Source organism: Rhodococcus sp. WB1 (assembly GCF_001700945.1).
Classification (GTDB): domain Bacteria; phylum Actinomycetota; class Actinomycetes; order Mycobacteriales; family Mycobacteriaceae; genus Rhodococcus; species Rhodococcus aetherivorans.
Genome location: NZ_CP015529.1, coordinates 4,219,095 through 4,232,377 on the forward strand (window position 1 = coordinate 4,219,095; position 13,283 = coordinate 4,232,377).

Genomic DNA, 13,283 nt, shown 5'->3' on the forward strand with positions numbered 1-13,283 from the left:
AGGGTGGACCGGATCGCGCGCCGGCAGAAGTGCCGAAGGTCTCTCGTGTGGTTGCACCGGAGCCGGTGCCGGAGACGCGGTACGTTTCACTCGGGCTATCCGGGAATGGGGTGACATGAGCACGAACGGGCGAGGCTCGGAATCCGGGAGACAACCGACGGTGGTCGTCGCCGAGACGACGACACCGATCGAGCGCAAGCTGATCGCGAGCTGGCTGCGGTCGAACCGGGTGCCGAAGGAGTACCGCGCCGACGGACCGGTCGAGGAGATGGAACTCGACCCGCGCCGGCTCGCGCGCGATCTCGTGAACCGGGACGACGATCCCCTCGTGCTCCCCGTCGGGGTGGTGTGGCTGCCGGAGGCCCGGGACGGCGAGCGCCGGGTCCGGTTCTCCGACGTCGTGGCGCTGACCAACCCGCGCAGCCCGAACCGGCTCCTGCAGAAGTGGCTGGTCGGGCGGTCCCCCGACCGGTATCGGATCGTTCTCGCCGAGCCGGCGCGGCTGAGCGAGCTGCGGGCCCGGCACCTGGCCGAGGACGGCGACCCGGCACCCGAGTCGTTCGCCCGGTTCGTGACGCACCGCGCGGTGGTGGGCCTCGACCGGGCCGAGCGTGCCGTCATCGGCGACCGGTACAAGGTGCCGAGGCTGGTGGCGGAGCAGATCATGGATTCGGCGTCGTTCCGGCGGCGGCTCGACGCGATCAGCACCGAGCACAACATCGCGCCCGAGGAGGTCCGGTTACGAGCGACGTCCGCCCTCGGGGAACTCGTCGCCGTCCAGTCCCGGCTGGTGACCGACCTGTTCACCGAGATGATGCGCCCGCTGCACTCCGCGGCGTGGACCGTGCACGCCGACGAATCCGGGCTGCGGAGCCTGCGCGACGTCAACCGGCGGTATCCGCTGGTGTTCCTGCCGTCGCACCGGTCCTACGCGGACGCGTTCGTGCTCGGCGACGTGCTGGCCCGGAACGATTTTCCGCGGAATCACCTCATGGGTGGCGCCAACCTGACGTTCTGGCCGATCGGCCCGATCGCCCGGCGCACCGGCACCGTCTTCATCCGCCGTAGCTTCGGCGACGACGCCGTCTACAAGGCGGCGCTCGAGGAGTACTTCGCGTATCTGCTGACCAAGCGGTTCAACCTCGAATGGTATTTCGAGGGTGGCCGCACCCGCACCGGCAAACTCCGCGCGCCCCGCTACGGCCTGCTCAACTATGTGGCCAACGCCATCCGGAGCGGCCGGGTCGAGGACGCGATGCTCGTGCCGGTGTCCATCACCTACGAGGGGCTCGCCGAGGTCGCGGCCGTCGCGGCCGAACAGACGGGCGCCCAGAAGAAGCCCGAGGGCCTGGCCTGGCTGGCCCGGTACGCGCGCAATCAGCGGCGCCGTGCGGGCAACGTGTACGTGCGGTTCGGCGAACCGCTGTCGATGCGCTCGCAGCTCGCCACGAGCGGGGATCCCGAGCTGTCCGGGGAGCCGGCCGAGCCCGGGAGCGAGCGCAGCCGCAAGGCGCTGCAGAAGGTCGCGTTCGAGGTGGCCGTGGGCATCAACTGCCACACCCCGGTCACGGTGAACTGCCTGGTCACCCTCGCTCTGCTCGGCGTCCGGGACCGGGCGCTGACCCTGGACGAGGTGCGGTCGGTGATCGCGCCGGTGCGCCGGTACATCGACGCCCGCGGGATACCCCAGGGCGAACTCGGCGTCCTCGACATCGAGGGCGGCCTCGCGAACGTCCTCGCCTCGCTGAGCGATGCCGGTGTGGTCACCACCTACGCCGGCGGGGACGAGCCGGTCTACGCGATCCAGCCCGGGCAGCACCTGGTCGCGGCGTTCTATCGCAACAGCGGCGTGCACTGGTTCGTCAACCGTGCCCTGATGGAGCTGGCCATCCTCCACGCGCACGCCAATCCGGGCCTCGACCCGGTGCGGGCGGCGTGGGAGGAGGCCAAGGCGGCGCGCGACCTGCTCAAGTTCGAGTTCTTCTTCCCCGACCGGGACCGGTTCGAGGCCGACATGCGCGACGAGATCGCCCTGCTGATGCCGTCCTGGCGCAACGCCTTGCCGGACGTGGAACTCGCGCTGGCCGCGCTCCTCGAAACCGGGTTCTTCATGGTGCACCGAGCTCTGCGGTCCTTCTTCGACGCGCAGCTCGTCGTCGCCGAGCGGCTCGCGCGGCGCGACCCGTCCCTGCAGGTCGACCGCAAGGCGTTCCTGGACGAGTGCGTCGCGGTCGGCCGGCAGATGCTGCTGCAGGGCCGGCTGTTCGGACCCGAATCGGTCTCGTCGGAACTGTTCACGACGGCGTTACAGCTTGCCGCCAACCGCGGGCTGCTGGAACGTGGGGGCGAGGAGATTCGGCAGAAGCGGGAGGAGTTCGCGGCACAGCTGCTGGCGGTGGGTGAGCGGGTCCGGCTCGCCGAGTCTCTCGACGTATCCAACAGAAAGGCGGAGCGGTGATCCTCGAGGAAGCGCTCGAGCGCGTGCGTACCGGGCCGAAGGGTCCGGAGATCGCGGCATTCTTCGACTTCGACGGCACCATCGTCCACGGCTTCTCCGGTCTGCACTTCTTCCGCGACCGGTTGCTCGCCGGGAAGGTCGGCGCCGCCGAACTCGCCGCAACCATGCTCAACGGCCTGCGCGGCCACGACACCGAGGCGGACTTCGAGCGGTTCGTCGCGGTGGCGTTCAAGGCGTGGGGCGGGCACACCGAGGAGGAGCTGTACGAGATCGGGCGCCGGCTGTTCGCCTCCACGATCGCCGGCCACATCTATCCCGAGGCGTGGCAGCTCATCCGGGCGCATCAGGCGGCGGGGCACACGGTGGTGATCGCGTCCTCGGCGTCGCGCTACCAGATCCAGGCGACGGCGGATGCGCTCGGCGTCGAGCACGTCCTGTTCAGCCCCCTCGAGGTGCGCGACGGGGTGCTCACGGGCCGTGTGGACGGGAAGTCGTTGTGGCGCAGCGGTAAAGCGCAGGCCGTGGTGGCGTTCGCGGAGGCGAACAACATCGATCGCGAGCAGAGCTACACGTATTCCAACGGGGGCGAGGACGCCGACTTCCTCGCCACGATGGGCAATCCGACGCCGACCAATCCGGACCGGAACCTCGAGCGCACCGCCGCCGAGCAAGGCTGGCCGATCCTGCGATTCAGGCCGCGCGGAACGCCGGGCACCAAGGAGGTGATCCGCACCCTCGCGGCGTACGGCGGGCTGTTCGGCTCGGTGTGGACGGGCGTCGGCCTCGGCCTGCTCAACCGCAACAAGAAGGTGGCGCTCGACTCGATCGCCACCCTCACCGGCGAGGTGCCCCTCGCGCTCGCCGGCATCGACGTGAACATTCGGAACGAGGCCAACGCCTGGTCACATCGCCCCGCGGTGTTCATCTTCAACCATCAGAGCCAGCTCGATCCGGTGATCATGGCGCGGGTGCTGCGGCACAGCTTCACGGGGGTCACGAAGAAGGAGATGGCCAGCGACCCGCTGTTCGGGCTGGTGCTCCGCTTCGTCGGTGCGGCGTTCGTGGACCGGGCCAACACCGAGCAGGCGAAGGCCGCACTCGGTCCTGTGGTCGACACGCTGCGCGAGGGCACCTCGGTGATCATCGCGCCGGAGGGCACCCGCTCCCTGACCCCGGAGATCGGCCGGTTCAAGAAGGGCGCGTTCCACATCGCGATGCAGGCGGGCGTGCCGATCGTGCCGGTGGTGATCCGCAACGCCGGGGAGGTGCTGTGGAAGCACTCCACGGTGCTGCGGCCGGGAACCGTCGACGTGGTGGTCCTCGATCCCATCGACGTGAGCGACTGGACCCTCGACGAGCTCGGCACACGGGTCGCGGAGGTCGAGGACCTGTACCGGAAGACGCTGGCGAACTGGCCCACGACCACATGACCGATGCGGGTGAGAACGGGGGCGCGTCCGTGGGCGAACACGACCACACCCCGAGCCACGGAAGAGACAACGGCAACGGCAACGGCAACGGCAACGGCAACGGCGGAATGTCGCCGACCCGGCGCCGGCGCCTCAAGTGGCTGCTCGGCCTCGTGCTCGTCGTCGTCCTCACCGTGGAGGTCGTTCTCGTCTGGCCGGAACTGAAGACCAGCGTCGGCAGCCTCGGCGACCTGCGCTGGTGGTGGGTGGGCGCGGCGATCCTGGCCGCGCTGACCGAGATGTCGAGCTTTGCCCGGGTACAGCGCACCCTGCTGTCCGCGGCCGGGGTCACCGTGACGCAGCGCCAGTCCCTGTCGGTGGCGTACGCGGCGAACTCGATGAGCGTGACCCTGCCCGGCGGACCCGTGGTGGCCACCACCTTCACCTACCGGCAGATGCGCAAGTGGGGGGCCAGCCCCGTCGTCTCCACCTGGCAGCTGGTGATGGCCGGTCTGCTGCAGGCCGCGGGCCTGGCGCTGCTCGGCCTGGTCGGCGCGCTGCTCGTCGGTGCCACCACCAACCCGTTCTCGCTCATCTTCTCCCTCGGCGGATTCGCGGCGTTCGTGGTGCTCGTGCAGTACGCGGCAAGCCGGCCGGATGCGTTCGAGTCGATCGGCATCATCGCGCTGCGCGGCGTGAACCGCCTGCGCAAGAAGCCCGCGCGGGCCGGCGCCCGCGCCTGGAAGCGGATCGTGGCGCAGCTCCAGGCGGTCCAGCTCGACCGCACCCACGCCGCGCGCGCGTTCGGCTGGTCGTTGTTCAACTGGCTGTGCGACGGTGCGTGCCTCGCCTTCGCCGCGTACGCGATCGGCGGCAAGCCCAGCCTGGCCGGTATCGCCGTCGCGTACGCCGCCGGTACTGCCGCCAGCCGCGCAATCCCCCTCCTGCCGGCCGGGCTCGGGGTGATGGACGCCGTGCTCGTGCCCGCGCTGACGGCCAGCGGGATGACCGGCGCGCAGGCCCTGGCCGCCGTCGTCGTATACCGGCTCGTGAGCTTCCTGATGATCGCGTCGATCGGCTGGGTGATCTTCGCCCTGCGCTACCGCGGCGCCCCGCCGGACGAGGAACCGGGTCCGGAACTCGACAAACTGTGGCGGGACTGAGCTCCGCTCCGACACACCGCGTCCGCCCTCCCGGATCAGCCGCGAGGCAGCCGCGGGGGCGCTAGCGTCGACAGTCTGTAACCGAGGAAAGGTACGTCAGTGACAGAGGACGCAGCGGTGCGCAAGAGAGAGGTCTGGTCCGGCCGGTCGGTGTTCATTCTCGCCGCCATCGGCTCGGCGGTCGGGCTGGGCAACATCTGGCGTTTCCCGTACATCGCGTACGAGAACGGCGGCGGTGCGTTCATCGTGCCGTATCTGGTGGCCCTGCTGACCGCGGGCATCCCGTTGCTGTTCGTCGACTACGCGATCGGTCACAAGTTCCGCGGGTCGCCGCCGCTGGCGTTCCACCGCCTCAAGCGCGCCACCGAGAGCCTCGGCTGGTGGCAGGTGGGCATCTGCTTCGTCATCGGCGTGTACTACGCGGTGATCATCGCGTGGGCGCTGCGCTACACGTTCTTCTCGGCCACGCAGGCATGGGGCGACGACGCGGAGACCTTCTTCCTGCAGGACTTCCTGCAGATGAACGCGGACGCCACGTTCGGCCTCGACTTCGTCCCGGGCGTGGCGTGGCCGCTGCTCGGGATCTGGCTCGTGGTGCTCGTCATCCTGGGTCTGGGCGTGCAGCGCGGCATCGGCGCGGCGAACCGGTTCTTCGTGCCGTTGCTGCTGGTGCTGTTCGCCGGCATGGTGGTGCGGGCGCTGACCCTCGACGGCGCCGCCACCGGTCTCGACGCGTTCTTCCGGCCGGACTGGTCGGCGCTGACCGACACCGGGGTGTGGATCTCCGCCTACGCGCAGATCTTCTTCTCGCTGTCCGTCGCGTTCGGCATCATGGTCACCTACTCGTCGTACCTCAAGCACCGGACCAACCTCACGGGCTCCGGTCTCGTCGTCGGCTTCTCGAACTCGAGCTTCGAGATCCTCGCCGGAATCGGCGTGTTCTCGGCGCTCGGCTTCATGGCACAGGCGCAGGGCGTCGCCGTCGACGAGGTGGTCAGCGGCGGTATCGGGCTGGCGTTCATCGCGTTCCCGACGATCGTCTCGGAGATGCCCGGCGGTTCCCTGTTCGGCCTGCTGTTCTTCGGCTCGCTCGTCTTCGCCGGTTTCACGTCGCTGATCAGCATCATCCAGGTGTGCGTGTCGGCCGTCGAGGACAAGACCGGCCTCACCCGCGTGCCGGCGGTCCTGATCGTCGGTGGCGTCGCAAGCGTCACCTCGCTGCTGCTGTTCCCGACCACCACCGGCCTGAACACCCTCGACGTGGTCGACCGCTTCGCCAACCAGTTCGGCATCGTCGGGGTCGCCTTCGCGACGCTCGTGGTGCTCGCATGGGGGCTGCGCCGGCTGCCCGAACTGCAGGACCATCTCAACTCGGTGTCGTCGTTCCGGGTAGGCCTGCTCTGGCGGGTCTTCGCCGGCGTCCTCACACCCATCGTGCTCGGCTACATGCTGATCAGCGAGATCGTGGATCGGAGCCGGGAGGGCTACAACGACCTGCCGGATGCACTCGTCATGACGTTCGGGTGGGGCGTGCAGGCGCTGGTGATCGTGATCGCGGTGGCATTGTCCTTCGCACCGTGGGGCCTGACCGACGCCGAGCTGGCGCATACCGAATCGACGGAAGCGGGAGAGAGACTGTGAGTGGATCTGCGATCGGGATGATGCTCGTCGCGCTGGGGCTGGTGTGGGGCGGTCTCACCGTCAGCCTGCTGCATCTGCGCCGGAATCCGGACGAGACGTCGGGGCAGACGCCGGTTGAACCCCACCACGACTGAAATGTCCGGTCTCGAACCGGCCACAACTCGTTTCGTTTGAATAACGCCACGCCGCGCCGGACTGGCCGGTCTGTTCTTCCTGTGGTCTGCTAGATCCCACCAACACCATGAGTCACACGAGTAACACCAGACCCATGGGTCTCCGCCCCGGAGCCGTCGCACGACTCCGGGGCGAAGGGTGTTCCGGTTCCGACCACGTACAGGAGCGAAGCATGACCACCAGGACCACCCGGCGCAGGCTGCGCCGGCTCACCGCCGCAGCCTCCCTCACCGTGGCCGCTGCTCTGGCGCTGCCGACCGTCGCGGCCGCCGAACCCCCCGCGGACCCCGCAGTCGCCGCGGCGCCGGCGCCCGACCCGCTCCTCGGCGCCCTCGAGACGCTCCGGGCCCAGCCGGGCGCCGATGCACTCGCGCTCGCCGCCGCCGAGGCCATCGGCTCCGCCCGCGGCGGTGCCACCGACGTCGCCGAGAACTCGCCGCTCTCCGCCTACGAGGACGCCGTGGAGTTCCTGCGCGGCCTCGGCATCGAACCGTTCCTCTACCCCACCGGCGCGCCCTTCTGCACCGAGGGCGGCAGCCTGCCGCTCGGTATCGCCCCCGCCGTCGCCGGCGCGGCTCCCGGCCCGTGGCCCAACCTGAACATCCCGATGGTCGGTCCCGTCAATGCCGTCGATCCCGGCGAAACCCTGTTCGCCTTCGTGCCCATGGGCGTCGAGAAGGACAGCGGGAACACCACCGGCATGCAGGTCGCCTGGTTCAACGTCAACACCTTCCAGGGCGGGTTCGTGCCCATGGGCACCATCGCCGAGGCCGCAGCCCTCGCCGTGCCCGGCGGCCTGCCCGAGTTCGCCAAGCCCCTCGTCGCCGCCGCGGTGCAGAACTTCTTCGCAGGCGCGGTCCCGCTCGGCGGAGTCCGCGCGGCACCGGTCGCGACCGGCTCGGGAACTGTCCTGGCCGCCGTGTTCGGCACGGTGCAGAACGGCGAGACGTCGTGCTTCTTCCTCCCGACCGTGGGCATCGTGGAGGTTCCCGCCTGATCCGTCGCGTCCGGGGCGCGCATGCGCGCCCCGGACGCAGCGGCCGCGTCAGCCGATCGCCTGCAGCTTCTCCAGCCGGTCGAACACGAGCCGCACCACGCTGTCCATGTGCGCCATCACCTGATCCGCCGTGGCCCGACCGGCGGCCCAGCTCACCAGGTTCGACATCCACACGTCCGCGATCACGTGCACCGCGTTGAGGAGCTGCTCGCTGACCACCTCGACCCCGGCCGCCCGGGCGTACATCCCGGTGATGATCGCTCCGAGCCGGTCGAGCTCGGCCGACGACGAGGCGTCCGCGAACATCGCCGCACGCACGAGCGCGTCGTAGAGGTTGTGGTCGCTCTCGAGCCGGCCGATGTAGCCGTGCAGCACCGACATGATCCGTTCGTGAGCCGAGTCGCCGGGGATGTCGGTGTCGCCGAACCTGTTGCTCAGATCTTCGAACAGCAGCACCATCGCCACCACCAGCAGGTGGTTCTTGGACGGAAAGTAGCGGTACACGGTGCCCAGCGCCACGCCCGACCGTTCGGCGACGGCACGCATCTGGACCGCGTCGTATCCGCCCTCGGAGGCCAGTTCCTTCGCGGCCTCGATGATCCTCAGGTAGCGGGCGCGCTGGGCCGGCTTCAGGTCCGCGCCGAGAAGCGAAGCGGACCGCGCCTTCGTTCGGGATGCTGCACTCGGCTCCGCCATCGTCCTCACCTTTCGTACGCCTGCCCGCCAGCGTAGTGCGCCTTCCCCGGGCCGGCGCCGGGACCTGACCGAAAAAATGGACAGGTGTCTGGAACGGGTTCCACCAATCACTAGAACGCGTTACAGTTGCGGGGACCCGACAAGTAGGGAGGCAGCTTCCGTGCGTCACGGCATCACCCTGTTCACCAGCGATCGCGGTATCCGGCCCGAGACGGCCGCCCGAGCGGCCGAGGAACGCGGCTTCGACGCGTTCTACGTCCCCGAACACACCCACATCCCCGTGCGCCGCGAATCCGCACACCCCAGCACCGGCAACGCGACGCTGCCCGACGACCGGTACCGCCGCACCCTCGACCCGTGGGTCGCCCTCGGACTCGCCGCGGCCGTCACCTCGACCATCAGGCTGGGCACCTCGGTCGCCCTGCCCCTCGAGCACGACCCCATCACGCTGGCCAAGACCGTCGCGACCCTCGACCACCTCTCCGGCGGGCGCGTCGTCCTCGGCGCGGGCTTCGGCTGGAACGCCGAGGAACTCGCCGACCACGGCGTACCTCCCGGCAAGCGGCGTACCGCCCTGCGCGAATACCTCGAGGCGATGCAGGCGCTGTGGAACGAGGAGGAAGCCTCCTACGACGGGCAGTTCGTCTCGTTCGGCCCGAGCTGGGCCTGGCCCAAGCCGATCCAGCAGCCCCGCCCACCGGTGCTGATCGGCGCGGGCGGCAGCGAGCGCACCTTCGCGTGGATCGCCCGCTCCGCCGACGGCTGGATCACCACCCCGATCGAACGCGACATCGACGACAACGTCGAGCGGCTGCGCGCCACCTGGGCCGAGGCCGGCCGCGCCGGCGCCCCGGAGATCGTCGTCCTCGCCGGCCGGCCCGACCCCGCCAAGCTCCAGCAGTGGCGCGACCTCGGCGTGACCGAAGTGATGTTCGGCCTGCCCGACCGCTCGGAGGACGAGATCCTCGCCTACCTGGACAAGCTCGCCGCCACGCTGGAACCGACCCGCTGACGGTCACGACCGAGAAGGAAACACCTCCATGACCACAGCTCCCTTCCGCCCGCTCCGTGCCGCAGAGGTCACCGCCTGGGACCACGAAGCCGACATCGTCGTCGCCGGCTACGGCATCGCCGGCGTCTCGGCCGCCATCGAGGCCGCGCGGGCCGGCACCGACGTGCTGATCCTCGAACGCACCGGCGGCTGGGGCGGTGCCGCCTCCCTGTCCGGGGGAATCGTCTACCTCGGCGGCGGCACCCCGCTGCAGCGCGAGCTCGGGTTCGAGGACACCCCGGAGAACATGAAGAGATTCATGCTCGCCGCTCTCGGCCCCGGCGCCGACGAGGCCAAGATCTCGGAATACTGCGACGGCAGCGTCGAGCACTACCACTGGCTCACCGACAACGGAGTGGTCTTCAAACCGGCGTTCTGGGGCGAGCCCGGATGGGAGATCCCCGGTGACGACGGTCTGATGTACTCGGGGGGCGAGAACTCCGCGCCGTTCAACGAGATCGCCACACCCGCCCCGCGCGGCCATGTGCCGCAGATGAGCAACAAGCGCACCGGTGAGCAGGGCGGCGGGTACATGCTGATGAAGCCGCTCGCCGAGACGGCAGAATCCCTCGGCGTGACATCCGTCTTCGACATCCGGGCGCAGCGGCTGATTGTCGACGACACGGACCGGGTCGTCGGGATCGCCGCCAAGAAGTACGGGAACGAGGTCTTTGTGCGGGCGCGGCGCGGCGTCGTGCTCACCACCGGCAGCTTCGCCTACAACGAGGCGATGGTCACCTCGTTCGCCCCGCAGCTGATCGGCCGCCCGGGCGCCGCGATCGAGGAGCACGACGGCTGCTCCATCCGGATGGCCCAGGCCCTCGGCGCCGACCTCGCGCACATGAACGCCACCGAGGTGGCGTTCTTCGCCGACCCGCAGCTGATGGCGCGCGGCATCCTCGTCAACGGCCGCGGCCAGCGGTACGTTCCCGAGGACACCTACCCGGGACGCATCGGGCAGCTCACCCTCCTCGAGAACGACAACCAGGCGTACCTGATCATCGACGAGGCGGCATACGAGGAAGGTTGCACGACGACGAGTTCCACCCCGTACTTCCGGTTCCCGCCGAAGTGGGCGGCGGAGACCGTCGCCGAACTCGAATCCGACATGGGCCTGCCGGAGGGCACGCTGCAGGCCACCGTCGAGGTGTACAACCGGCACGCCGCGGCCGGCACCGATCCCGTCCTCGGGAAGAAGCCGGAGTGGGTCACGCCGATCGGCACCCCCGTCGCGGCCCTGGACCTGCGCAACTGCACCGCGGGCTTCACCCTCGGCGGCCTGCGCACCACCGTGAACTCGGAGGTCCTGCACGTCTCGGGCGAACCGATCCCGGGCCTGTTCGCCGCGGGCCGGTGCACCTCCGGCGTGTGTGCGGGGGGCTACGCGAGCGGCACGTCGCTCGGGGACAGCAGCTTCTTCGGCCGTCGCGCCGGCGTCGCCGCCGCCGCCGAGAACTGAGCGTTCCCGAATCCCGTTGTGTGGCCGAATGTCACATGGGTTCAATCGAATCGAACCCATGTGACATTCGGCCGGTTCGGGGTGCTCAGAAGCAGGTCGGCCGGGAACGGCACCGGGCCGGTGACGATCATGAGCGGACCGGCCGGATTCCCGAGGTCCTTGAAGCCGACGCACGCGGGACCGCCCTGCCATGCACCCGGACTGAGCAGCGTGGTCGTCACCGAGAACACGCGGTCTCCGTTGTTGCCCCATCCCGTTCCCACGGCGTCGGGCAGATCCGGGACCAGACCCTTCGCGAGCGCCTCGACGAGAAGCCTTGTGGTACCCGGTGATCCGGCACCGAGAAACAGCTCGTCGGCGACGATGCGCTTGCGTTCGAGTACCACACCGTCCGTGGAGATCCGGTCCGTATGCGTGATCCACGTGCCGTCCCGTCCGCGCTCGATGTCGTTGACCCGGTGCAGCGTCTCGATGCGGACGTGACCCGTCGCCTCGGCCTCCGCCAGGTACGTCACGTCGACGGAGAACTTGCCGTCGTTGTTCACGCCGTAGATCAGGTCGCCGTTGGTGTACGACGGCGCCAGTTCGCCGGCCAGCTCCCGCCGGGCGAACTCCCAGTCGATGGGCATCGGCACACGGAGTGGCTCGAAGCCCTCCTCGGCGACCCGGTCGAGGAATTGCCTCGACGAGCGGTAGCGCTCGTGGTTCAGCAGATCGTCGGGGATGGTCTGCAGGCGCAGCGTCCGCGCCACGCGGGGAAAGTGTTCGGTGGCGAGCAGGTCGTAGTCGATGCGCGACGACACGCTCTGCGCGAAACGCTCACCGTCGGGCTGCAGCGTCATCCCCTGGTAGAGAGGGGAACTGCCGCCCACCGTGACTGCACGCAGCCACCCGAGCGAATGTATCGCTCACCTCTTCAGGCCGACAGAACGATACATTCGCTCACCTGGGGGCGCGTGGGGGCGGGGTGGGAATGGACGGGACGCTCAGACGACGGTGAGCGGCAGGGGGATTCCGCGGTCGGCGAACGTGAAGTTCGCGCCGGTGCTGAAGCGGGTGATCGCCACCTCGCCGCATTCCTTCGCGGGTTCGGCGTGGCGGATCACCTCGACGGTGAGCGCGTGTGCGTCCTCGGACACCACGTGCGCGGTGAAGTGCGGGTCGACGCCGCGCACCAGCGCCTGCAGCGGCTCGAGGTGGTGCCCGTCGACCAGAGTCGGCCACGACCCGTCCGCGTCGGCACCCCCGGCTCGCCCGAGGCGCAGGCGCAGTCTGTCCGGCTCCCACCGGATGTCGCGCTGGACGTACTGCCTCGGCGCGAACACGGGGTGGACCGACAGCACCGTCGCCAGTCCCTCGAAGTCGCGCGGCAGGCCGAGGGCGTCGCGTATCCGCTCGGACGCCAGCCCGGCGATGCCGGTCAACTGCTTGCGGGTGAGGGCCAGCGCGGCGTCCTCGTCCGTGCGTTTGCGCACGCCGATGAGAAAACCCAGTGTGAGCAGATGCTGCTGCAGGCACACCTCCTCCGCGATCCGCACCAGGGCCGAGTGCGAGAAGTCCGCGAACCGCAGGTCGGAGAGCAGGGGCCCGGAATAGTCGCCGAGTCCCTCGTCCGCCGGGTCGATCGCGCTGAGTTCCACTGCGACGGCCGCGGTACGCCCGATCGCCTCGGTGTGGGGCGCGGCCTGCGGTGGAACGTGCGACGGGTCGATCGTCACCGTCCACGCGCAGTGCGGATGGCGGCCGGCCGGCCGGCGCGGCGGCCGGTGGATCGGCCGCACCCGGGCGTGCGGGTTGGTGGCAAGGGCGGTCGCGTCGAACGTGGGGTCCTCGATGTCGTGGCACATGGCCTTCACGTACGCGTCGCCCATCGGTTCGACGTCCATGAGCGCGCCGCAGTGGTCGAGTCGGAACTCACCGTGGTCGTGGTCGTCGACGCGGAACCGGAAGTCCATGAACTGCGGGGGCGCGCCGATGTCGAGTTGCAGCCCCTTGAAGATCGTCTCGACACCGTCGCCCTCGTACCGCAGGGCCCGCTGCATGCGCCGGGTGTACCACGGGCTCGACGCCTGCCACTCCTCGACGGCGACCTCGGTCATTCCCTCCCGTCCGAACGCCGAGATCAGGTGCGCCATCCCGGAGCGGTCGATGAGCTGACCGCACAGGAGCAGTTCGGGGACGAGGACGGCGAGGTCGGCCCGGGAGAGCGCCGCGAAGGAGTCGCGGACGTTCACC

The 13,283-nt window shown here is 69.7% G+C and carries 11 protein-coding genes; 8 read left to right on the forward strand and 3 right to left on the reverse strand.

Translation table 11 applies throughout. From position 1 onward, the window contains the following. The first annotated feature begins 115 nt into the window (after positions 1 to 115). The 6 genes from A4U64_RS18765 to A4U64_RS18785 all read left to right on the forward strand — a co-directional run bounded on the left by A4U64_RS18765 (position 116) and on the right by A4U64_RS18785 (position 7,842). Complete coding sequence (locus A4U64_RS18765; protein WP_065922957.1) at positions 116 to 2,458, forward strand: glycerol-3-phosphate 1-O-acyltransferase; 2,343 nt, start codon at positions 116 to 118, stop codon at positions 2,456 to 2,458. After that, a complete protein-coding gene (locus tag A4U64_RS18770; protein WP_050034680.1) occupies positions 2,455 to 3,888 on the forward strand; it encodes an HAD-IB family hydrolase in 1,434 nt (477 codons plus the stop codon). The genes A4U64_RS18765 and A4U64_RS18770 overlap by 4 nt, the downstream gene beginning before the upstream one ends. Then, a complete protein-coding gene (locus tag A4U64_RS18775; protein ID WP_180987106.1) occupies positions 3,885 to 5,030 on the forward strand; it encodes a lysylphosphatidylglycerol synthase transmembrane domain-containing protein in 1,146 nt (381 codons plus the stop codon). Before A4U64_RS18770 ends, A4U64_RS18775 begins: the two co-directional genes overlap by 4 nt. Before the next feature lie 99 nt (positions 5,031 to 5,129). Beyond that, positions 5,130 to 6,671 carry a sodium-dependent transporter gene (locus A4U64_RS18780; RefSeq protein ID WP_006946971.1) on the forward strand — a complete coding sequence of 514 codons (1,542 nt, stop codon included), beginning with the start codon at positions 5,130 to 5,132 and terminating at the stop codon, positions 6,669 to 6,671. Continuing rightward, positions 6,668 to 6,805 (forward strand): methionine/alanine import family NSS transporter small subunit, encoded by a 138-nt coding sequence (locus tag A4U64_RS27830; RefSeq protein ID WP_072634473.1) that lies wholly within the window; start codon positions 6,668 to 6,670, stop codon positions 6,803 to 6,805. Before A4U64_RS18780 ends, A4U64_RS27830 begins: the two co-directional genes overlap by 4 nt. Positions 6,806 to 7,017: 212 nt before the next feature. Continuing rightward, positions 7,018 to 7,842, forward strand: coding sequence for a hypothetical protein (locus tag A4U64_RS18785; RefSeq protein ID WP_006946975.1), 825 nt, complete (start codon positions 7,018 to 7,020; stop codon positions 7,840 to 7,842). Between the two features lie 48 nt (positions 7,843 to 7,890). Here the strand turns inward: A4U64_RS18785 and A4U64_RS18790 are convergent, their stop codons facing one another. Next, positions 7,891 to 8,538 (reverse strand): TetR family transcriptional regulator, encoded by a 648-nt coding sequence (locus A4U64_RS18790; protein ID WP_006936229.1) that lies wholly within the window; start codon positions 8,536 to 8,538, stop codon positions 7,891 to 7,893. 160 nt (positions 8,539 to 8,698) lie between these two features. Here A4U64_RS18790 and A4U64_RS18795 point away from each other — a divergent pair, with 160 nt between their 5' ends. Continuing rightward, positions 8,699 to 9,550: an LLM class F420-dependent oxidoreductase gene (locus A4U64_RS18795; protein ID WP_050034679.1), complete on the forward strand. Its 852-nt coding sequence runs from the start codon at positions 8,699 to 8,701 to the stop codon at positions 9,548 to 9,550. A gap of 28 nt (positions 9,551 to 9,578) precedes the next feature. Further along, the gene (locus A4U64_RS18800) at positions 9,579 to 11,048 is read left to right on the forward strand and encodes an FAD-dependent oxidoreductase (RefSeq protein WP_029541694.1); all 1,470 of its coding nucleotides are present in this window, start codon (positions 9,579 to 9,581) and stop codon (positions 11,046 to 11,048) included. A 41-nt stretch (positions 11,049 to 11,089) separates the two neighbouring features. Here the strand turns inward: A4U64_RS18800 and A4U64_RS18805 are convergent, their stop codons facing one another. Together A4U64_RS18805 and A4U64_RS18810 are read right to left on the reverse strand one after the other, a co-directional pair. Continuing rightward, positions 11,090 to 11,890, reverse strand: coding sequence for a hypothetical protein (locus A4U64_RS18805; RefSeq protein WP_232334105.1), 801 nt, complete (start codon positions 11,888 to 11,890; stop codon positions 11,090 to 11,092). A 144-nt stretch (positions 11,891 to 12,034) separates the two neighbouring features. Further along, positions 12,035 to 13,282: a hypothetical protein gene (locus A4U64_RS18810; RefSeq protein WP_373867489.1), complete on the reverse strand. Its 1,248-nt coding sequence runs from the start codon at positions 13,280 to 13,282 to the stop codon at positions 12,035 to 12,037. Position 13,283 lies beyond the last annotated feature (1 nt).

Bases quoted from the DNA above. Each gene is read 5' to 3' on its own strand.
- A4U64_RS18805 (WP_232334105.1), bottom strand. From the start codon at position 11,890: ATGACGCTGCAGCCCGACGGTGAGCGTTTCGCGCAGAGCGTGTCGTCG.
- A4U64_RS18775 (WP_180987106.1), top strand. From the start codon at position 3,885: ATGACCGATGCGGGTGAGAACGGGGGCGCGTCCGTGGGCGAACACGAC.
- A4U64_RS18765 (WP_065922957.1), top strand. From the start codon at position 116: ATGAGCACGAACGGGCGAGGCTCGGAATCCGGGAGACAACCGACGGTG.
- A4U64_RS18790 (WP_006936229.1), bottom strand. From the start codon at position 8,538: ATGGCGGAGCCGAGTGCAGCATCCCGAACGAAGGCGCGGTCCGCTTCG.
- A4U64_RS18785 (WP_006946975.1), top strand. From the start codon at position 7,018: ATGACCACCAGGACCACCCGGCGCAGGCTGCGCCGGCTCACCGCCGCA.
- A4U64_RS18800 (WP_029541694.1), top strand. From the start codon at position 9,579: ATGACCACAGCTCCCTTCCGCCCGCTCCGTGCCGCAGAGGTCACCGCC.